Annotated in this window: 11 protein-coding genes and 1 pseudogene; 10 read left to right on the top strand and 2 right to left on the bottom strand. The window is 74.2% G+C overall.

Annotated features, from left to right (window positions below):
- Nucleotides 1–3: 3 nt before the first annotated feature.
- Together JT362_RS18730 and JT362_RS18725 are read left to right on the top strand one after the other, a co-directional pair.
- Nucleotides 4–9,639: pseudogene (locus JT362_RS18730) on the top strand (SDR family NAD(P)-dependent oxidoreductase); the annotation flags it as partial.
- Between the two features lie 9 nt (nucleotides 9,640–9,648).
- The gene (locus tag JT362_RS18725) at nucleotides 9,649–10,362 is read left to right on the top strand and encodes a class I SAM-dependent methyltransferase (RefSeq protein ID WP_260192597.1); all 714 of its coding nucleotides are present in this window, start codon (nucleotides 9,649–9,651) and stop codon (nucleotides 10,360–10,362) included.
- 48 nt (nucleotides 10,363–10,410) lie between these two features.
- Here the strand turns inward: JT362_RS18725 and JT362_RS18720 are convergent, their stop codons facing one another.
- A complete protein-coding gene (locus JT362_RS18720; protein ID WP_260192596.1) occupies nucleotides 10,411–11,151 on the bottom strand; it encodes a thioesterase II family protein in 741 nt (246 codons plus the stop codon).
- A 169-nt stretch (nucleotides 11,152–11,320) separates the two neighbouring features.
- Between JT362_RS18720 and JT362_RS18715 the strand changes: the two genes are divergently transcribed.
- Nucleotides 11,321–12,238: a proline iminopeptidase-family hydrolase gene (locus JT362_RS18715; RefSeq protein ID WP_260192595.1), complete on the top strand. Its 918-nt coding sequence runs from the start codon at nucleotides 11,321–11,323 to the stop codon at nucleotides 12,236–12,238.
- Nucleotides 12,235–13,173: an ACP S-malonyltransferase gene (locus JT362_RS18710; RefSeq protein ID WP_260192594.1), complete on the top strand. Its 939-nt coding sequence runs from the start codon at nucleotides 12,235–12,237 to the stop codon at nucleotides 13,171–13,173. Before JT362_RS18715 ends, JT362_RS18710 begins: the two co-directional genes overlap by 4 nt.
- 19 nt (nucleotides 13,174–13,192) lie before the next feature.
- On the opposite strand, the gene JT362_RS18705 is transcribed toward JT362_RS18710, so the two are convergent.
- Nucleotides 13,193–13,444 carry a phosphopantetheine-binding protein gene (locus JT362_RS18705; protein WP_260192592.1) on the bottom strand — a complete coding sequence of 84 codons (252 nt, stop codon included), beginning with the start codon at nucleotides 13,442–13,444 and terminating at the stop codon, nucleotides 13,193–13,195.
- 69 nt (nucleotides 13,445–13,513) lie between these two features.
- Here JT362_RS18705 and JT362_RS18700 point away from each other — a divergent pair, with 69 nt between their 5' ends.
- The 6 genes from JT362_RS18700 (at nucleotide 13,514) to JT362_RS18675 (ending at nucleotide 20,803) form a co-directional block, all read left to right on the top strand.
- On the top strand, nucleotides 13,514–15,028 hold the full coding sequence (locus JT362_RS18700) for an AMP-binding protein (RefSeq protein WP_260192591.1): 1,515 nt from the start codon (nucleotides 13,514–13,516) through the stop codon (nucleotides 15,026–15,028).
- A gap of 130 nt (nucleotides 15,029–15,158) precedes the next feature.
- Nucleotides 15,159–16,640, top strand: coding sequence for an AMP-binding protein (locus JT362_RS18695; protein WP_260192590.1), 1,482 nt, complete (start codon nucleotides 15,159–15,161; stop codon nucleotides 16,638–16,640).
- Nucleotides 16,637–17,857, top strand: a complete 1,221-nt coding sequence (locus JT362_RS18690; protein ID WP_260192589.1) for a type III PLP-dependent enzyme domain-containing protein — start codon at nucleotides 16,637–16,639, stop codon at nucleotides 17,855–17,857. The genes JT362_RS18695 and JT362_RS18690 overlap by 4 nt, the downstream gene beginning before the upstream one ends.
- Nucleotides 17,854–18,321, top strand: a complete 468-nt coding sequence (locus tag JT362_RS18685) for a cobalamin B12-binding domain-containing protein (RefSeq protein WP_260192588.1) — start codon at nucleotides 17,854–17,856, stop codon at nucleotides 18,319–18,321. The genes JT362_RS18690 and JT362_RS18685 overlap by 4 nt, the downstream gene beginning before the upstream one ends.
- On the top strand, nucleotides 18,318–19,616 hold the full coding sequence (locus JT362_RS18680; RefSeq protein WP_260192587.1) for a methylaspartate mutase: 1,299 nt from the start codon (nucleotides 18,318–18,320) through the stop codon (nucleotides 19,614–19,616). Before JT362_RS18685 ends, JT362_RS18680 begins: the two co-directional genes overlap by 4 nt.
- A complete protein-coding gene (locus JT362_RS18675; RefSeq protein ID WP_260192586.1) occupies nucleotides 19,613–20,803 on the top strand; it encodes a cytochrome P450 in 1,191 nt (396 codons plus the stop codon). The genes JT362_RS18680 and JT362_RS18675 overlap by 4 nt, the downstream gene beginning before the upstream one ends.
- The last annotated feature ends 35 nt before the right edge of the window (nucleotides 20,804–20,838 follow it).

The following is a 20,838-nucleotide window of genomic DNA, read 5'->3' as shown; positions in this document are numbered from 1 at the left end:
ACCACGCAGGACAAGAAGGTTGTCGACGCCCTCCGCGCGTCGCTGAAGGAGACCGAGCGGCTGCGCGAGCAGAGCAGACGGCTCACCGCCGCCGCGCACGAGCCGATCGCGATCGTCGGCATGGCCTGCCGGTTCCCAGGCGGCGTCAGCAGCCCGGAGGACCTGTGGCGGGTGCTGGCCGACGGCGTCGACGTCGCGGGCGAGTTCCCCACCGACCGCGGCTGGGACCTCGACCGGCTCTACGACCCGGACAACACCCGGCCGAACACCACCTACGTGCGGGAGGCCGGGTTCCTGGCCGACGCGGCGGACTTCGACGCCGAGTTCTTCGGCATCGCCCCGCGCGACGCGCTGTTCATGGACCCGCAGCAGCGGCTGCTGCTCGAGTCCACCTGGGAGGCGTTCGAGCGCGCCGGCATCCCGCCCGCGACGATGAAGGGCAGCCGGACCGGGGTGTTCGCCGGCGTCATGTACCACAACTACCCGGGCAGCTACGGCTCGTCCGGCGTGGTCTCCGGCCGGGTGTCGTACCACTTCGGCTTCGAGGGCCCCTCGGTCACCATGGACACCGCGTGCTCGTCGTCGCTGGTGGCGCTGCACCTGGCCGTGCAGTCGCTGCGGCAGGGGGAGTGCTCGCTGGCGGTGGCCGGCGGGGTGTCGGTGATGGCCTCGCCGCAGACGTTCGTCGAGTTCAACCTGGAGGACACCCAGTCCCGCGACGGGCGTTGCCGGTCGTTCGCGGCCGGCGCGGACGGCCCGGGCTGGTCCGAGGGCGTCGGCGTGCTGGTCGTGGAGCGGCTGTCGGACGCGCGGCGCAACGGGCACCCGGTGCTCGCGGTGGTGCGCGGCAGCGCGACCAACCAGGACGGCGCGTCGAACGGGCTGACCGCCCCCAACGGGCCGGCGCAGCAACGGCTGATCCGGGCCGCGCTGGCCAACGCGCGGATGTCCGCCGACCAGGTGGACGCGGTCGACGGGCACGGCACGGCCACCGAGCTGGGCGACCCGATCGAGGCGCAGGCGCTGCTCGCGACCTACGGCCAGGACCGGGAGCGGCCGCTGTGGCTCGGTTCGGTCAAGTCGAACCTCGGGCACACCCAGGCCGCGGCCGGTGTGGCCGGCGTGATCAAGATGGTCATGGCGATGCGTGCCGGCGAGCTGCCGAAGACCCTGCACGTGGACGAGCCGTCGCCGCACGTGGACTGGGCGTCGGGCAACGTGCGGCTGCTGACCGACGCGCGGGCGTGGCCGGAGACCGGTGCGCCGCGCCGGGCCGCGGTGTCGTCGTTCGGGCTCAGCGGCACCAACACGCACGTGATCCTGGAGCAGGCGACCGAGACCGACGACCACCCGGAGACCGAGCCGGTGCCGGTGGTGCCGTGGGTGCTCTCCGCCCGCGGCCGGACCGCGCTGCGGGCGCAGGCCGAACGGCTGCTGTCCTTCGTGGACGGACGACCCGAGCTGTCCGACGTGGATGTCGCCGGCGCGCTCGCCACCACCCGGGCCGCCCACGAGCACCGCGCCGTGGTCACCGGCACCGACCGCGCGGAACTGCTGGCGGGCCTGCGCGCCGTGGCCGACGGTGCCGATGGTCCCGTCGAGGGCGTGGCCAGGGTCGGCGGCAAGTCGGCGTTCGTGTTCACCGGCCAGGGTGCCCAGCGGGCCGGCATGGGCCGCGAGCTGCACGCGGCGTTCCCGGTGTTCGCGGCGGCGTTCGACGAGGTGTGCGCGCTGCTGCCCGGCGTCTACTCCGGTGACGACCAGGCCGTGGCGAACCGCACCGAGCACGCGCAGGCGGGGCTGTTCGCGTTCGAGGTCGCGCTGTTCCGGCTGCTGGAGTCCTGGGGCCTCCGCCCGGACTTCGTCACCGGCCACTCCATCGGCGAGATCGCCGCCGCGCACGTCGCCGGCGTGTTCTCGCTGGCGGACGCCTGCGCGCTGGTCTCCGCGCGCGGCCGGCTGATGCAGGCCCTGCCCGAGGGCGGCGCGATGGTCGCCGTCACCGCGAGCGAGGACGAGGTCACCCCACTGCTGACCGACGGCGTGGCCGTCGCGGCGGTGAACGCGCCCGGCTCGGTCGTGCTGTCCGGCGTCGAGGCCGAGGTGCTCGCCGTCGTCGAGCGGCTCGACCGCCGGCACACCCGGCTGCGGGTGTCGCACGCCTTCCACTCGCCGCTGATGGACCCCATGCTCGACGAGTTCCGCGCGGTCGCCGAGTCCCTGACCTACCAGGAGCCCCGGCTGCCGCTGGTGTCCACCGTCACCGGTCGGGTCACCGACGTGGGCGACCCGGAGTACTGGGTCACCCAGGTCCGCCGGCCGGTGCGGTTCGCCGACGCCATGGCCACGCTCGCCGACTCCGGGGTGACCACCTTCCTGGAGGTCGGCCCCGACGCCGTCCTGCCCGGCTGTGTGCCGACCCAGCGGGCCGGGCAGCCGGAGGTGCGTGCCCTCGTCACCGCCCTCGCCCGGCTGCACGTCACCGGCGTGAGTCCGGAGTGGTCGGCCCTGCTCGGCCGCACCCGCCGCGTCGACCTGCCGACCTACCCGTTCCAGCGGGAGCGGTACTGGATGACCGCGTCCCCGCGCACCGGCGACCCCGCCTCGATGGGCCTCGCCCCGACCAGCCACCCGCTGCTCGGCGCGTCGGTCATGCTGGCCGACACCGACGGCATGGTGCTCACCGCGCGACTGTCCGCCACCACCCACCCGTGGCTCGCCGACCACCGCGTCGGCGGCGCGATCCTGTTCCCCGGCACCGGGTTCGTCGAGTTGGTCGGCCACGCGGGCGACCGGGCCGGCACCGGCCGGATCGAGGAGCTGACCCTGCACGCCCCGCTGGTGCTGCCCGACGACGGCGCCGTTCGGCTGCAGATCACCGTCGGCGCGCCCGACGCCGCCGGCGCCCGCCCGGTCGCCGTGCACGCCTGCCAGGACACCCCGGACGCGACCTGGGTCCGGCACGCCACCGGCACCCTCGCCGACGGCGGCACCGCCGCCACGTTCGACCTCGCCGAGTGGCCACCGGCCGGCGCGGAACCCGTCGACCTCGACGGCGTGTACGGCGAGTTCGCCGACCGCGGCCTGGTCTACGGCCCGGTCTTCCAGGGCCTGCGGGCCGCGTGGCGGCGCGACGGCGACCTGTTCGCCGAGCTCGCCCTGCCCGAGACCGCCCGCGGCGACGTCACCCGCTACGGCCTGCACCCCGCCGTGCTGGACGCCGCGCTGCAGGCCGTCGGGCGCAGCGGTCTCGCCGGCCAGGAGGCGGCGCTGCCGTTCGAGTGGCGCGGGGTGGAGCTGCACGCCACCGGCGCCGCCACCGCCAGGGTCCGGATCAGCCGCGCGGCCGGCGGCGTCGCGATCGCCGTCGCCGACGGCACCGGCGCCCCCGTCGCGACGGTCGACTCGCTGGTGCTGCGCCCGATCACCGCCGACGCCATCGCCGCCGCCCGGCGAACCCACCGCGACGCCCTGTTCCGGCTCGACTGGCAGCCGGTGGCACTCCCCGCCGGCACCCCGCTGTCCACAGTGGAACTCGATGCGGTCGGGGCCGACGCCCCGGACGTCGCCGTGCTGCGCTGCGGTGGCGGTAGCGACGCGCCCGCCGTGCACGCCGCCACCACCCGCGCCCTGGAGTCGCTGCGTGCCTTCACCGGCGACCGGAACCTCGACGGCACCCGCCTCGTCGTGCTCACCTCCGGTGCGGTCGCGCTGGCCGGCGAGGACGTGACCGACCTGGCCGGCGCCGCCGTCTGGGGCCTGGTCCGCTCCGCGCAGGCCGAGTACCCCGGCCGGATCGTCCTCGTCGACACCGACACCGAACGCGACCTCGACACGGTGCTGCCGAAGATCCTCGCCGCCGGCGAGTCCCAGGCGCTCGTCCGGGACGGCAGCGTGCGGGTCGGCCGGCTCACCCGCGCCGGCAGCCAGGACACCGCCCCGGCGTCGCCGGTCGCCGCCGGCACCGTCCTGGTCACCGGCGCGACCGGCGGCCTCGGCCGGCTCGTCGCCCGGCACCTGGTCGCCGAGCACGGCGTGCGCGACCTGCTCCTGGTCAGCCGGAGCGGCCCGGCCGCCACCGGCGCGGACGACCTGGTGGCCGAGCTGACCGCCCTCGGCGCCGCCGTCGAGCTGGTCGCCTGCGACCTCGCCGACCGCGAGGCGGCCGCCGCGCTGCTCGCCGGCCGCGCGCTGACCGGCGTCGTGCACGCCGCCGGCGTCCTGGACAACGGCACCATCGACACCCTCACCGCCGACCAGCTCACCACCGTGCTGCGCCCGAAGGTCGACGCCGCGCTGAACCTGCACGAGCTGACCGCCGGGCACGACCTGGGCGCGTTCGTGCTGTTCTCCTCCGCCTCCGGCCTGCTCGGGGCGCTCGGCCAGGCCAACTACGCCGCCGCCAACACGTTCCTCGACGGTCTCGCCGCGCACCGCGGGGCGAACGGCCTGCCCGCGGTCTCGCTGGCCTGGGGCATGTGGGGCACCGGCACCGGCATGGCCGGCCACGTCACCGAGGCCGAGCTGCCGCACGTGGCCCGCACCGGGTTCGTGCCGCTGTCCGCCGAGGACGGGCTCGCGCTGTTCGACGCCACCTGGACCGCCACCGAGCCGGTCCTGGCCCCGGTTCCGCTGGACCTCGGCGTGCTGCGCGGCCAGGGCGACGCGCTGCCGGACCTGTTCCGCGGCCTGGTGCCCGCCGCCCGCCGCACCGCCGCCGCCGACACCCCGGCCGGCGACGGATCGCTGGTCCGTCGGCTCGCCACCCAGTCCGAACAGGACCGGGTGACCACGCTCAAGGAACTGGTGCGGGCGCAGGTCGCCCAGGCGCTCGGGCACAGCTCGCCGGAGTCGATCGAGCTGGACCGCGCGTTCCAGGACCTCGGCTTCGACTCGCTGACCGCGGTGGAGCTGCGCAACGGGCTTAGCGTGGCCACCGGCGTCCAGCTGTCCGCCACGCTCGTGTTCGACAACCCGACGCCGCTCGCGCTGATCGGCTACCTAGAGGAGGAACTGCTCGGCGCGGCCGACCAGGACGTCGACGAGGCCGCCCCGGTCGTCGTGTCGGCCGACGAGCCGATCGCGATCGTCGGAATGAGCTGCCGCTACCCCGGCGGCGTCGCCTCCCCGGAGGACCTGTGGGAGCTGGTGGCCGGCGGCGGCGACGGCGTGACCGCGTTCCCCACCGACCGCGGCTGGGACGTCGAGGGCTGGTTCGGGCTCGACTCCGGCGGCGGCTCCCGGCAGGGCGGGTTCGTGCACGACGCCACCGACTTCGACGCCGGGTTCTTCGGCATCGACCCGGACGAGGCGACCATGATGGACCCGCAGCAGCGGCTGCTGCTCGAGGCGTCCTGGGAGGCCATCGAGCGGGCCGGGATCGACCCGCGTTCGCTGCGCGGCAGCACCACCGGCGTGTTCGCCGGCGTCATGCAGCCCGACTACGACCCCGGCATGTTCGGCACCCTGGAGCACGCCGCCGGGTTCCGCGGCGTCGGGCTGTCGCAGAGCATCGTGTCCGGCCGCATCGCCTACCTGTTCGGCCTGGAGGGCCCCGCGGTCTCGGTCGACACCGCGTGCTCGTCCTCGCTGGTCGCCCTGCACTGGGCGATCCAGGCGCTGCGCCAGGGCGACTGCTCCCTGGCGCTGGCCGGCGGCGTCACGGTGATCTCGACCCCGGCCACCTTCGTCGACTTCGACCAGCAGGGCGGCCTCGCCGGCGACGGCCGGTGCAAGTCGTTCGGCGCGGACGCGGACGGCATCGGCTGGGCCGAGGGCGTCGGCGTGGTCGTCGTCGAACGGCTCTCCGACGCCCGCCGCAACGGCCACCAGGTGCTGGCCGTGGTCCGGGGGAGCGCGGTGAACTCCGACGGCGCGTCCAACGGCATGACCGCGCCCAACGGCGCCGCCCAGGAGCGGGTGATCCGCAAGGCGCTGGCCAACGCCGGCCTCGAACCGTCCGATGTGGACGCGGTGGAGGGCTTCGGCGGCGGCACCAGGCTCGGCGACCCGATCGAGGTGCGGGCGCTGATGGCGACCTACGGGCAGGACCGGGACCGCCCGCTGTGGCTCGGCTCGGTCAAGTCCAACATCGGCCACACCCAGTCCGCCTCCGGCATCGCCGGCGTGATCAAGACCGTGCAGGCGATGCGCGAAGGCCGCCTGCCCAGGACCCTGCACGCCGACGAGCCGTCGCCGCACGTCGACTGGACGGCCGGCGAGGTCCGGCTGCTGACCGAGACGATCCCGTGGCCGGCCGGTGACCGCACGCGCCGCGCCGGCGTGTCCTCCTTCGGCCGCAGCGGCACCAACGTGCACACGATCCTGGAGGAGGGCGACCCCACGCCGGCGGCCGAACCCGTGGACGCCGACCGGGAGCCGGGGCCGGCGCTGCCGTGGCTGGTCTCCGCCCGCACCGCGGGCGCGCTGCCCGCCCAGGCGGCCGCCCTGCTGTCCCAGGTGGACGGTGTGGACGCGCTCGACCTCGGCTACTCGCTGGCCGCCACCCGAACCCCCTACGAGCACCAGGCCGTCGTGGTCGGCGCGGACCGCGACGTCCTGGTGGCCGGGCTCCGCGCGCTCGCCGACGGCACCGGGTCGCCCTCGGTGGTGACCGGCGCCCGCACCGGCGGGAAGACCGCGTACCTGTTCCCCGGCCAGGGCGCCCAGCGGCCGGGCATGGGGCGCGAGCTGTACGCCGCGTTCCCCGCGTTCGCGAGCGCCTTCGACGCGGTCGGCGCCAAGTTCGACCGGCACCTGGACCGGCCGCTGCGCGAGGTCGTGTTCGCCGACGAGGGCACGGTGACCGCCGGGCTGCTCGACCAGACCACGTTCCTGACCGCCGCGGTGTTCGCCGTCGAGGTGGCGACCTACCGGCTGCTGGAGTCCTGGGGCCTGCGGCCCGACTTCGTGACCGGCCACTCGGTCGGCGCGGTCGCCGCCGCGCACGTCGCCGGGGTGCTCTCGCTGGCCGACGCGGTCAAGCTGGTCGCCGCGTGCGGCGAGCTGGCCCAGGAGCTGGCGCCCGGCGTGATGGTCGCGGTGCGGGCGACCGAGGACGAGGTCACGCCGCTGCTGTCCGACGAGGTGGGCGGCGAGGTCGGCATCGCCGCTGTCGACGGCCCGGACCGGGTGGTGCTCTCCGGCGACGAGGACGCCGTGGACGAGGTCCTGGAGCGGCTCGGCGACCGGCAGACCACCCGGCTGCGGGTGCGGCGCGCGTTCCACTCGCCGGTCGTGGACGACATCCAGGAGGAGTTCTTCGACGTCGCCGACCGGCTGAGCTTCCAGCCGCCGGCGATCCCGGTGGTCGCCCACCTGGACGGCGAACCGGTGTCCGCCGACGACCTGGCCACCTCCGACCACTGGGAGCGGCAGCTCCGCGCGGAGGTCCGCTTCGCCGACGACGTACGGCACCTGGCCGAGCAGGGCGTCACCCGGTTCGTCGAGGTCGGCCCGGACGGCGGGCTCGCCGGCCTGGTCGCCGGCTGCCTCGACGAGGACGCCACTTTCGTGCCGGTGCCCACCCTGACCGGCGGCCCCGAGGTCACCGGCCTGCTCACCGCCGTCGCGCGCCTGCAGGTCACCGGGCACGGCGCCGACTGGTCCCGGTTGTACGCCGGACGGGGTGCCCGCGAGGTGCCGCTGCCGCCCTACGCCTTCCACCGGACCCGGTACTGGGTGGAGATGGACACCATCGCGGTCGGCGAGGTGGCCGCGGCCGGCCTGGAGGAGACCGGGCACCCGCTGCTCGGCGCCGCCGTCGCGCTGGCCGGCTCGGACTCCGTGGTGCTGACCGGGCGGCTCTCGCCGGCCACCCACCCGTGGCTCGCCGGCACGCCGGTGCTGCCCGGCGCGGTGGCGGTTGAGCTGGCGGTGCACGCGGGTGACCTGGTCGGCCTGCCCCGGCTGGCCGAGCTGGACGTCGTGGCCCCCGCCCGGCTCGCCGGGTCCGGCGGCACCAGGGTGCAGGTCGCCGTCGGCGCCCCGGACGAGACCGGGGACCGCCGGGTCGAGGTGCACACCCGCCCGGAGGACGAGACCGCCTGGACCCACCACGCCACCGGCCTCCTCACCGCCGCGTCGAAGGTCGCGCCGACCGGGTGGCCGCCGCCCGGTGCCGACACCGTCGCCGAGGTCGCGCTGCCGGCCGCGGCCCGCGCCGAGGCCGACTCGTTCGCCGTGCACCCGGCCCTGCTCGACGCCGCCCTGCGGGCCACCGGCCGGCCCGTGACACCGGCCGCCTGGACCGGGGTCGAGGTGCACGCCACGGGCGCGGTCGCGGCCAGGGTCGCGCTGCGCGGCACCGGCGACACCGTCTCGCTGGTCCTCGCCGACCCGGCCGGAGCGCCGGTACTGACCGTGGACTCGGTGACCCTCCGCGCGGTCGACCCAGCCGAGCTGTCCGCGATGGACGCTCCGGTGGTCGAGGCCCGCACCGAACGCCGCCGGGCCGCCGCCGACGAGGACTCCGGCCCGCACGAGTCGTGGCTGCGCCTGGCCGACCTGCCGGCCGACGAGCGCGAGCGGGCCGTGCGCGAGCTGGTGCTCGGCGCGGTCGCGGCGATCGCGGGTACGGACTCGATCGACGCCGACCGGCACCTCATCGAGCTGGGTCTCAACTCGCTGTCGGCCACCGAGCTGGCGATCGAGCTGGGCACGGTCACCGGGCTGCCGCTGGACAACGCGGTGTTCGACCACCCGACGCCGAACGCGCTCGCCGCGTACCTGCTCACCACGTTCACGCCGGCCCCGCCGGCACCGGCCCCGGCCGGCACCCTGCGGGACCTGTTCCGCGAGGCCGCACTGGCCGGCAAGCTGGGCCAGGGCATCGACGTGCTGAGCGCGGCCGCGCGGCTGCGCCCGACGTTCGACTCGGCCACCGACCCCGGCCGGACGATCGTGCCGCTCCGGCTCGCCAAGGGTGCGGCGCGGCCGAGGCTGGTGTGCGTGGAGACCCCGATGGCGATGGGGAACCACTACCAGTACGCGCGGCTCGCGGCGCACTTCGACGGCGTGCGGGACGTGGTGTCGCTGCCGGTGCCCGGGTTCACCGCAGCCGACCCGCTGCCGGAGACCTCCGACGTCGTGGTCCGGCTGCTCGCGGACGCCGTCGTGGCGGCCGCGGACGGCGAGCCGTTCGTGCTCGTCGGCTACTCGGCCGGCGGTGTCCTCGCGCACACCACCGCGACGCACCTGGAGGAGTCGGGGATCCGTCCGGAGGCCGTGATCCTGATCGACACGCTCCCCGTGGACGGCGGTGACGGCGGCGGCGGCGGGGGAGCCGAGGGCGGTGCCGTGCCGATGATGACCGAGATGGTGGCCGGCCTGTTCGAGCTGGAGTCGTCCGTCGGCACGTTCGACAACGCCCAGCTGACCGGGATGGCCTGGTACGTCGACCTGCTCGCGGAGTTCGACGTGCGTGACACCGCCGCGCCGGTGCTGTACCTGCGGTCCGCGCGACCGATGGGCGGCGCCGGGACCGAGCGGGTGTCCTGGCGGTTCGCCGACACCGTGGAGACGGTGCCCGGCGACCACTTCACGATGATGGACGCCGACGCGTCCACGACCTCGCAGGCGATCGAGGGCTGGCTGGCGACCGCCGAGTTCGGAGTTTCCCTTGTCGCCGAGGGGAGTTGAGGAGGGAAGATGTATGAGTCCGAGGACGCGGAGCTCTACGACCTGATCCACCAGGGGCGGGGCAAGGACTACGCGACCGAGTCCGCCCAGGTGGCGCGGCTCATCCTCGCCGAGAAGCCGGACGCGACGTCGCTGCTGGACGTCGCGTGCGGCACCGGCGAGCACCTGCAACACCTGTCCGGCACGTTCCCCGACGTCGCGGGACTGGACCTGTCCGAGGACATGCTGCTGGCCGCGAAGGAGCGGCTGCCGGACGTGCCGCTGCACCTCGGCGACATGAGCGACTTCGACCTCGGCCGCGAGTTCGACGCCGTCACCTGCCTGTTCAGCTCGATCGGGCACATGCGCACGACCGAGGACCTGGAGACCGCGCTGCGGCGGTTCGCCAGGCACACGGTCCCCGGCGGCGTGCTCGTGGTCGACCCGTGGTGGTTCCCGGAGACGTTCCTCCCCGGCTACGTGGCCGGCGACGTGATCCGGGCACCGGGGCGGACGATCGCCCGGGTGTCGCACGCGTCGCTGGAGGGCAACGCCACCCGGATGGACGTGCACTACCTGGTGGCCGCCAACCACGCGGGCGTCCGGCACCTGGCGGAGTCCACGCTGATCACCCTGTTCACCCGTGACGAGTACGAGCAGGCGTTCCGCCGCGCCGGGTGGGCCCCGACCTACCTGGAGGAGGGCCCCACCGCCCGCGGCCTGTTCGTCGGCGTGCGGGACTGAGTGCGATGAAGGACGCCGTCGTCGCGTCGAGTACGACGACGGCGTCCTTCATCGCACCGCCGCGGGCAGCCGGTCGGCCACCATGCCCAGCACGGTGCCGGCGTGGTCGGTGAGGTAGAAGTGGCCGCCGTCGAAGACCCTCAGCTCGAACTCGCCGCTGGTGTGGGCGCGCCAGTCGGCGACCTCGTCCACGGTCGCCTCGGTGTCCGCGTCGCCGACCATCGCGAGCACCGGGCAGGTCAGCGGTGGACCGGGGCGGTACCGGTAGGACTCGACGGCCCGGTAGTCGGCGCGGGTGGCCGGCAGGATCATCGCCAGCATGTCCTCGTCGTCGAGCAGGCCGGCGCCGGTGCCGGACAGCCGCGCCAGCTCGGCCCGCAGCCGGTCGTCGTCCAGCCGGTGCACGTCGGTGTCCCGGTGCCGCGACGGAGCGCGCCGGCCGGAGGCGAACAGGACCGAGGGCGCGGTGTCCAGCCGCCGGGCGACCTCGTAGGCCACCAGCGCGCCCATGCTGTGCCCGAACAACCCGACCGGCCGGTCGCACCACGGCGCCAGCTCCGCGACCACCAGGTCGGCCAGCCGCTCGATGTCGTCGATGTTGGGTTCGTGCCGGCGGTCCTGCCGGCCCGGGTACTGGATCGCCAGCACGTCGACCGACGGCGCGAGGCCGCGGGCCACCGGCAGGTAGTAGGTCGCCGACCCGCCGGCGTGCGGGAAGCAGACCAGCCGGGCGGGCGCGTCCGGGGCGGGCACGAACCGGCGCACCCAGGGACTGACAGGGGAGGTCATGGCGGCTCCGAACTCGAGGACAGACGTGCCGCCACCGTGCCGAGCGGCGGGTGCCGGCGGCAACCCGTGGCCGCCCCTACCGACCCCGCCCGCACGGAACTGGGGTTGTCGCGCGGTTTCCCCGCTGCCACCGTCGAAACCGGTCGTCGTCGGAAAGTCAGGTGAGATCATGTCGTTGCCCCCGGACGACAAGGGTCTGGTGCCGTTCCGCGGTTTCCAGACCTGGTACCGGGTGACCGGCCGCCCGCACGATGGCCGGCCCGCGGTCGTCGTCGTGCACGGCGGACCGGGCAGTACCCACGACTACCTGCTGAGCCTCGCCGGGCTCGCCGAGCACGGCTGGCCGGTGGTGCACTACGACCAGCTCGGCAACGGCGGCTCCACCCACCTGCCCGACCGGGGCGCCGACTTCTGGACCCCGGAGCTGTTCCTCGACGAGCTGGCCAACCTGCTCGACCGGCTCGGGGTCGCCGACGACTACGTGTTGTTCGGCCACTCCTGGGGCGGCCCGCTGGTCGCCAGGCACGCGGCGAACCGCCCGCCGGGACTGCGCGGGCTGGTGATCGCGAACGCACCGGCGTCCTACCCGCTCTGGCTGGCCGAGGCCGCCAGGCTGCGGGCCGACCTGCCGCCCGGGACCAACGAGACGCTGCTGCGGCACGAAGCGGCCGGCACCACCGACAGCGACGAGTACTTCGCGGCGATGCGGGTGTTCTACGACCGGCACGTGTGCCGCGTGCAGCCCTGGCCGAGGGACTACCTGGCGTCGTTCATGGAGATCGCGAACGACCCGACCGTCTACTTCACCATGAACGGGCCGAGCGAGTTCCACGTGACCGGCACCCTGCGCGACTGGTCCGTGGTCGACTGCCTGCCCGACATCGCCGCACCGACGCTCGTGCTGTCCGGGCGGCACGACGAGGCCACACCGGCCACGCTGCGGCCCTACCTCGACCTCGTTCCCGGTGCCCGGTGGGAGGTCCTGGAGCACTCCAGCCACCTGCCGCACCTCGAGGAACCGGAGCGGTTCACCGAGGTGCTGACCGGGTTCCTCACCGAGCTGGAGTCCGAAAGGGACCAACGATGAACGAGCGGACCGGAACCGCGGTCGTCTTCCCCGGCATGGGGCCGACCGCCTTCGCCGACGTCGGCCGCTTCATGCTCACCAACGCCCACGCCAGGGAGCTGACCTCGGTCGCTGACGACGTGCTCGGGTACTCGCTGCTCGACCGGTTCCGCGCTGGCGGTGACTACTCCGAGGCCGCGCAGGTCGCGTTCCTCGTCAACTGCCTCGCGCTCGCCCGGTGGGCCGAGGACGAGTACGGCGTGACCCCGGACTTCTGCGTCGGCCCGAGCTTCGGCGAGAAGCCGCTGGTCGGGCACGTCGGCGCGCTGCCGGTGCCGGACACGATCCGGCTGACCGCGCGGCTCGCCCGCTGCCTGGAGGAGTACTTCGCCACCGAGCACCAGGACGTGGTGACCCACTCGTTCGTGCGGACCCCCGAGCCGGTGCTGCGCGAGCTGCTGGCCGAGCTGGACGCGCGCGGCGAGTGGTACGACATCTCCTGCTACGTCGACGACGACTTCTACATGGTGTCGCTGCGCGAGGGCTCCCTCGACCGGCTGACCACCCGGCTGCGTGCCGCCGGCGGGATGTCGCTCTACACGATGCGCCCGCCCATGCACTCGGCGGCGTTCGGGCCGTTGCGCGACCGGATCGCCGCCGAGGTGCTGGACGGGCTGGCGTTCGCCGACCCGAGGGTGCCGGTCGTCGCCGACCAGGACGGTTCGCTGGTGACCACCGGAGCCGGGGTGGCCACCATGCTGCTGGACAGCGTCGTGCGCCCGTTGCGCTGGCCGGACGTGGTGGCCTCGCTGGTCGAACGCGGGGTGGGGACGGTGTACGTGTGCGGGCCGGACCGGTTGTTCGGCCGGGTGCCGGCGACCACGCGGCACGTCGAGGTGGTCGCGGTGAACCCGAGGTCGGCGATGCGGCCGAGGCGCCACGCCCAGCTGGGCTGAGCGTGGCCGCCCTGATGTCCTACACGTGCTGGGCGGTCCGCACGGAGGCCAGCGTGGACCACAGCACCGCCGGCGTCTCGAACGACTCCAGCGCCAGCGCGTCGTCGGTGAACCGGACGTCGTACGTGGACTCCAGCGCCGCGAGCAGCTCGACGGTGCCGAGCGAGTCGAGCCCGAAATCACGCAGCGGGCTGTCCGAGGCGAGTTTCTCGTCGGCCTCGATGAATGGCAGGTACTGGCGGAGTAAAGCCTCGAACTGGTCGTCCCACATGGTATCGGCTCCTGTTTGTCTTACCCGGCAAGAACGGGGAAAGCATAGCATTCTTCGGAGCGAGGAAAAATGAACGAGACAACAACCGTGAGCCTGTCCGAACGATTTCTCCTCGGCCTGCGCCGGGCACCGGAGAACGAGGCGGTGCGTGTCGGTACGGCCGCGATCAGCTACGCCGAGGCGCACCGGACCGCCCTGCGCTGGGCGTCCGCGCTCACCGGCCATGGCACCCGCCCCGGCCCGGTCGGCGTGCTCGCCGGCGAGAGCGTCACCGCGTACGTCGGCGTGCTCGCCGCGCTCTACGCCGGCGCCACCGTCGTCCCGCTGCGCCCCGACTTCCCGGCCGCGCGGACCAGGAGCATGCTCGACGCGGCCGGCGTCGCCGCGCTCGTCGTCGACGACCGGGGACACGCCGCGCTGCCCGACCTCCCCGACCTGCCGGTACTGGCCCCGGACCGCCCCGGGTCGCTGCCGGTCCCGGCCGAGCCGGTGCTGACCGAGCCAAGGCCGGTGGCAGCCGAGGACGCCGCGTACGTGCTGTTCACCTCCGGCTCGACCGGCCGGCCCAAGGGCGTGCCGATCACCCACGGCAGCCTGGCGCACTACTTCCGCCTGCTCGACGAGCGCTACGACTTCGGTCCGGACGACGTCTTCTCCCAGACGTTCGACCTCAACTTCGACTGCGCCATGTTCGACCTGTTCTGCGCCTGGGGCGCGGGCGCGCGGCTGCTGCGCGTCCCCGGCGGGGCCTACCGGGAGCTGCCCGCGTTCCTCGCCGAGCACCGGGTGTCGGTGTGGTTCTCCACGCCGAGCAGCGTCTCGCTGGTCCGCAGGCTCGGCGGGCTCACGCCGGGCGCCCTGCCGTCGCTGCGCTGGAGCTTCTTCGCCGGGGAGGCCCTGCGCTGCCAGGACGCCGAGGACTGGCAGGCCGCCGCCCCCGGCTCGTCCGTGGAGAACCTGTACGGGCCGACCGAGCTGACGATCACCGTCTCCCGGCACCGGTTCACGCCGGAGTCGACCCGGCTCGCCGCGAACGGCGTGGTCCCGATCGGCGCCCTGCACGACGGCCACGAGCAGCTGATCGTCGGCCCAGACGGCGAGCAGGCGGGGGCCGAGGGCGAGCTGTGGGTGAGCGGCCCGCAGCTCACCCCGGGCTACCTGGACCCGGCCGACGGCACGGGCCGGTTCGTCGAACGGGACGGCCGGGTCTGGTACCGCACCGGCGACCGGGTACGCCCCGCCGAGTCGGGTGAGCTGCTCTACCTCGGCCGGCTGGACTCCCAGGTCCAGGTGCACGGCTGGCGCGTTGAGCTGGCCGAGATCGACCACGCGCTGCGCGGCTGCCCCGGGGTCGACGACGCGGTCACCCTGGACACCACGGCCGGCGGCGAGACCGAGCTGGTGGTGTTCTACACCGGCGAGCGCCGGGCCCCGGTGGCGTTCTCCCGCGCGCTGCGCGACGTGCTGCCGCTGCGCCTGGTGCCCCGGCACTACCGGCACCTGGCCGACCTGCCGCTCAACGGAAACCGCAAGGTGGACCGGCCCGCCCTGCGCGCGCTCGCCGCCGAGGTGGTGGCCGGGTGAAATAGGGGCCGGTTGGGGTGCACTCCCGCGCGGCCCGCGGTTACGGTTTCGACAAAGCGCTCGGAATATGTGCCCGAAAGACGGGAGGCCGGTCGTGGACGTCATTTCCGGAAACCATTCGCCAGCGATCGTGCATTCCCTGCTGGACGACGCCGCCGCCGATTCCGGCGACCGGGTCGCGGTGCGGGACGGGGCGGGCGCGTGGACCTATACCGAGCTGGCCGACCACAGCCACGCGGTCGACCGGTGGCTCGCCGAACGGGGCGTGCGGCCGGGCGACCGGGTGCTCGTCCAGGCCCGCACCACCCGCGAGCTGGTGGCCATGTTCCACGGGGTCTCCCGCCGCGGCGCGGTGTTCGTGCCGCTGAACCCGGCGATGAAGACCTTCCACCTGCGGTCGGTGCTCGAGAACGCCGACCCGCGGCTGGTGGTCGTCGACGACTCCGGCGTGGAGCGGATGCGCGAGGCCACCCTGCTCCCGGTGCACGAGGCGGGAAAGGTGTGGCGCGAGACCGCGTCGCTCACCGGGTTGCGGGCGGCCAGCCCGGCCCGCCCGGTGCCGACCGACCTGGCCGCGCTGATCTACACCTCCGGCAGCACGGCCGCGCCGAAGGCCGTGATGACCCCGCACGCGCAGACCGTGTTCGCCGTCCGCGCGCTGCGTACCGCGCTCGGCTACCGCGCCGACGACGTCGTGTTCTGCCGCTTCCCGATGTCCTGGGACTACGGCCTGCACAAGGTGCTGCTCGCCTGCGCCGCCCGCGCCGAGGTGGTGCTCGCCGGCGAGGAGTCGGACCTGTCGCTGCTGCGCCGGATGCGCGAGACCGGTGCCACCGTGGTGCCGGTCGTGCCGTCGCTCGCGTCCATGATCGTCACCCTGGCCGGCCGGGACGACGCGCCGGTGCCGCCGGTGCGGATGTTCACCAACACCGGCGCCGCGCTGCCGCAGGTGACGATCGACGCGCTCCGGGCGGCGTTCCCCGGCGTGCGCGTGGTGCGGCAGTTCGGGCAGACCGAGTGCAAGCGGATCTCGGTGATGCCGCCGGACCAGGACACCGAGCGGCCCGGGTCGGTCGGCCTGCCGCTGCCGGGTACCGAGGTCGCGATCCTCGACCAGGACGGTGTTCCGCTGCCGCCGGGGGAGACCGGCGAGATCGTGGTCACCGGCCCGCACGTGATGCCCGGCTACTGGCGCGCGCCCGAGCAGACCGCCCGGACCTTCCGCCGCGACGAGCGCACCGGCGCGCCCCGCCTGCACACCGGCGACTACGGCCACCTCGACGAGGACGGCTACCTGTACTTCGCCGGCCGCCGCGACGAGATGTTCAAGCGCAAGGGCATCCGGATGAGCACGGTCGAGATCGAGGCGGCCGCGCTGGACGTGCCCGGCGTGCACGCCGCCGCCGCGCTGCCGCCGACCGACACCAGGGACCTGACCCTGTGCGTGGTCACCGAGCTGGCGCCGCGCCGTGTCCTGCGTGAGCTGGCCCGTCGCCTGGAACCGGCGAAGGTGCCGGCCGTCTGCCGGGTGCTCGACGAGCTGCCGCTCAGCCCGCACGGCAAGAACGAGAGAAGGAAGCTGGCCACTATGTTGGACGGGGTCATCTCATGACGTGGTACACCGAGCTGGCCGAGCGCTACGGCACCCCGCTCTACGTCTACGACCTCGACCGCGTGGCGGCGGCTCGCCGGGACCTGCTGGCGACGCTGCCCGACGAGGTCGACCTGTTCTACGCCGTGAAGGCGAACCCGCACCCCGAGGTGGCCCGCGCGGTCCGCGGCGACGGCCGGGTGCGCGCCGAGATCAGCTCCACCGGCGAGCTGGCCGCCGCGCTCGCCGCCGGCTTCGACCCGGCGGGCTGCCTCTACACCGGACCCGGCAAGACGACCGGCGAGCTGCACGAGGCGATCGAGCGCGGTGTGCGCACGTTCTCCGTCGAGTCGCTCGGCGACCTGCGGCGCATCGGCGCGGTGGCGAGCCGGCACGGAGTGGTCGCCGACGGTGTGCTGCGGATCAACAGCGCGTCGGCGCGGGCCACCACGAGCATTCGGATGACCGGCGCGCCGTCCCAGTTCGGCATCGACAGCGAGACGCTGCCGGCACTGCTCGGCGAGCTGTCGTCGGTGCCCGGCACCAGGATCGCCGGCGCGCACTTCTTCCCGCTGAGCAACGCGAAGGACGAGGCGAGCCTGACCGCCGAGTTCCAGCACACGATCTCGCTCGCCGCCCAGCTGCACGAGGAGCTCGGCCTGCCGCTGCGGCTGCTCGACATCGGCGGCGGCTTCTCCGCGCCGTACGCGGTTCCCGGCAGCCGCGCCGAGTACGAGAAGCTGCGGGTGGAGCTGGAGAACGAGCTGGACACCTACTTCTCCGGGTGGCGCCAGGGCGGCCCGAGGATCGCCTGCGAGTCGGGCCGCTACCTGGTCGGCGACAGCGGCACTCTGCTGTGCGGCGTGGTGAACGTCAAGGAGAGCCGGGGCAGGCGGTTCGTCATCCTCGACGGCGGCATCAACACCTTCGGCGGCATGTCCGGACTGGGTCGGCTGCTGCCGGCCGCGGTCCGCCTGGACGGCGAGACACCGACCGAAACGGCGAGCCTCGTCGGTCCACTGTGCACTCCGGGTGACGTGCTCGGCCGGGAGGTCGAGGTACCCGCACTGCGCACCGGCGACGTGCTGGAGATCCCCAACGCGGGTGCCTACGGCCCGACCGCGAGCCTGCTGGCCTTCCTCGGCCGCCCCGCGCCCGCCGAGGTCGTGGTGCGCGGCACCGAGGTGGTGTCGGTGTCGCGGTTGGAGTACCACCGCTCCTACGGGGAGCCCGCGTGAGTGAGCTGGCTCGGCTGAACCCGGCGCCGGTGCCGTCATCGCGGCGGCCCACAGCCATTGTGAGTGGGCTGTCCTCGGACGCGCACACCTGGAACCTCGTGTTCCTGGAGCTGTTGCTCGACGAGCTGGGCTTCCTGGTCACCAACCTCGGGCCATGCGTGCCGGACGACCTGCTGGTCGCCGAGTGCCTCGACCACGTCCCGGACGTGCTCGTGCTGAGCAGCGTCAACGGGCACGGCTACGCCGACGGCGCCCGGGTCGTCCGCCGGCTGCGCGAGCACACCCCGCTCGCCGCGCTGCCGGTCGCGATCGGCGGCAAGCTCGGCGTCGCGGGCGGCCTGACCGCCGGACAGCGCGACGAACTGGTCGCCGCGGGCTGCGACGCGGTGTTCGAGGAGCACGCCGACGCGGTCGCGTCCTTCCGCGGTTTCCTGCGAGCACTGCCGGTGAGGGCGGCCCGATGACCGCGATCCTCACCGACCGGATCGGCCTGCACGACTTCGTCCGGCGCGCGCACGACGCGGGCGAACTCGTCGTGCAGCCGAGGATGGGCTTCGGCCTACCGGAACGGATGCGGGCCGGGCTGGTCGCCACGAAGACCGCGCCGGCCACCACCGTCGGCACGCTCACCCTCGACAGCTACACCAGGATCGGCGATCTGGCCGCGGTGGAGCGCGCCCTCGCCGCCGGGTCCGACCTGAACGGCTACCCGATCGCCAGCCACCCGCTCGGCACCACCCGCGCGATGCTCGCCGGCGTCCGGGACGCCGGCTTCCCGGTGCAGGTGCGGCACGGCTCGGCCACTCCGAGCCACATCTTCGCCGCGCTCGTCGCCGCCGGGCTGGACGCGACCGAGGGCGGCCCGGTGTCCTACTGCCTGCCCTACGGCCGGGTGCCGCTCGAGGAGTCGGTACGCGAGTGGTCCCGCTGCTGCGAGCTGTTCGCCCACCTGCGGGAGCACCTGCCGGTCGAGCCGAACCTGGAGACCTTCGGCGGCTGCATGATGGGGCAGCTGTGCCCGCCCGGCCTGCTGGTCGCGCTGAGCGTGCTGGAGGCGCTGTTCTTCCGGTCGCGCGGGGTGCGCGGCATCGCGGTCAGCTACGCCCAGCAGGCGAACCCGGTGCAGGACCAGGAGGCCGTGTTCGCGCTGCGCCGGCTGTGCGCCGAGCTGCTGCCCGACACGGACTGGCACGTCGTCGTCTACGCCTACATGGGCCTGTACCCGGTGACCCCGCGCGGGGCGCGCCGGCTGCTCACCGCCGCCGCGGAGCTGGCCAGGGCGACCGGCGCGGAGCGGCTGATCGTTAAGACCGTCGCCGAGTCCGAGCGGATCCCCACGATCGCGGAGAACGTCGACGCGCTCACCCACGCGGCGACCCGGCAGATCCGGCCGGCGGAGCCGCTGGCCGACCCGGGCGCGGACTCCGAGACCTACCAGCAGGCCCGCGCGATCGTGGACGCGGTCCGCGACGTCGACCAGGACCTCGGGCGGGCGCTGCTGCACAGCGTCAAGCGCGGCTACCTCGACGTCCCGTACTGCCGGCACCCGGACAACCTGGGCCGCACCCGCAGCTACCTGGACCGCGACGGCACGCTGCGCTGGGCCGACCCGGGCCTGATGCCGATCGGCCACCTGGTTCCACGCCGCCGGTCCCGGCAGGTGACCTCCGCCGGCCTGATGGACGCGCTCGGCTACGTGCGGCGGAAGTTCGACAGCTTCGAGGAGAGCGCACCCGAACCGATTCTGGAGCTCCGATGACCACCGTCGACCGCGAAGTCCGCCGGTACCCGTTCGACACCGTCGAGGCCGAGGTGGCCCCGATGTACGCGACGCTGCGCCGCACCGAGCCGGTGAGCCGCGTCCAGCTCCCGCACGGCGAGCCGGCGTGGCTGGTGACCCGGCACCAGGACGTGCGAACCGTGTTGTCCGACAAGCGGTTCAGCCGCGCGGTCGCACAGGGGCTGGACCAGCCGCGGCTGCGGGTGGAGAACATGAACGACGGCATCATGGGCATGGACCCGCCCGACCACACCCGGCTGCGCAAGCTCGCGATGAAGGCGTTCACCGCGCGCCGGGTGGAGAAGATGCGGGCCCAGGTGCGGGATCTGGCCACCGAGCTGATCGACGGCATGGTCGCCCTCGGCCAGCCGGTCGACCTGGTCGAGCACTTCGCCCGCCCGCTGCCGGTGACCGTCATCTGCGGGCTGCTCGGCGTCCCGGTCGAGGACTACCCGAAGTTCACCAGGTGGACCGAGGCGTTCACCAACGACGAGTCCGCGATGGGCGACGTGGTCGCCACGCTCGGCCCGGAGATGGACGCCTACATCGCCGAGCTGGTCGCGCAGCGCCGCAGGCGGCCGACCGACGACCTGCTCGGCGCGCTGGTTCGCTCCCGGGACGACGGCGACAAGCTGACCGAGACCGAGCTGATCGACCTCGCCGGAGCGGGCCTGCTGACCGCCGGCACCGAGACGGTGTCCTCCGCGCTGCCCGGGTTCGTGCACGCGCTGCTGAAGCACCCGGAGTCGCTGGCGCGGCTGCGTGCCCGGCCGGAGCTGATGCCGTCCGCGGTGGAGGAGCTGCTGCGGTTCGTGCCGATCAACACGGCGGCGATGTTCGCCAGGTACGCGCTGGAGGACGTCGAGCTGTCCGGGGTGCTGGTGCGGGCGGGGGAGCCGGTGCTGCCGTCGCTCGCCGCCGCCAACCGCGACCCGGAGGTGTTCGCGGACCCGGACCGGCTCGACCTCACCCGGGCGACGAACCCGCACGTGACGTTCGGGTTCGGCCCGCACCTCTGCATGGGCGCGCAGCTGGCCAGGCTGGAGCTGCAGGAGTCGCTCGGCGCCCTGCTGACCCGGTTCCCCGACCTCGGGGTGGCGGACGGGATCCGCTGGAAGTTCGGCGTGATCGTGCGTGGCCCGGAAGTCCTGCCGATCACCTGGTGAGTACCTGAGCTGAAGGAGCGCGGATGAACACCACC

It is taken from the genome of Actinophytocola gossypii (assembly GCF_025165815.1).
In the GTDB taxonomy this organism is placed as follows: domain Bacteria; phylum Actinomycetota; class Actinomycetes; order Mycobacteriales; family Pseudonocardiaceae; genus Actinophytocola; species Actinophytocola gossypii.
This window is presented reverse-complemented; position numbering and strand designations above follow the sequence as displayed.

What these genes read in the sequence shown, in the direction of transcription:
- JT362_RS18725 (WP_260192597.1), top strand. Translation starts at nt 9,649, where the DNA reads ATGTATGAGTCCGAGGACGCGGAGCTCTACGACCTGATCCACCAGGGG.
- JT362_RS18720 (WP_260192596.1), bottom strand. Translation starts at nt 11,151, where the DNA reads ATGACCTCCCCTGTCAGTCCCTGGGTGCGCCGGTTCGTGCCCGCCCCG.
- JT362_RS18715 (WP_260192595.1), top strand. Translation starts at nt 11,321, where the DNA reads ATGTCGTTGCCCCCGGACGACAAGGGTCTGGTGCCGTTCCGCGGTTTC.
- JT362_RS18710 (WP_260192594.1), top strand. Translation starts at nt 12,235, where the DNA reads ATGAACGAGCGGACCGGAACCGCGGTCGTCTTCCCCGGCATGGGGCCG.
- JT362_RS18705 (WP_260192592.1), bottom strand. Translation starts at nt 13,444, where the DNA reads ATGTGGGACGACCAGTTCGAGGCTTTACTCCGCCAGTACCTGCCATTC.
- JT362_RS18700 (WP_260192591.1), top strand. Translation starts at nt 13,514, where the DNA reads ATGAACGAGACAACAACCGTGAGCCTGTCCGAACGATTTCTCCTCGGC.
- JT362_RS18690 (WP_260192589.1), top strand. Translation starts at nt 16,637, where the DNA reads ATGACGTGGTACACCGAGCTGGCCGAGCGCTACGGCACCCCGCTCTAC.
- JT362_RS18680 (WP_260192587.1), top strand. Translation starts at nt 18,318, where the DNA reads ATGACCGCGATCCTCACCGACCGGATCGGCCTGCACGACTTCGTCCGG.
- JT362_RS18675 (WP_260192586.1), top strand. Translation starts at nt 19,613, where the DNA reads ATGACCACCGTCGACCGCGAAGTCCGCCGGTACCCGTTCGACACCGTC.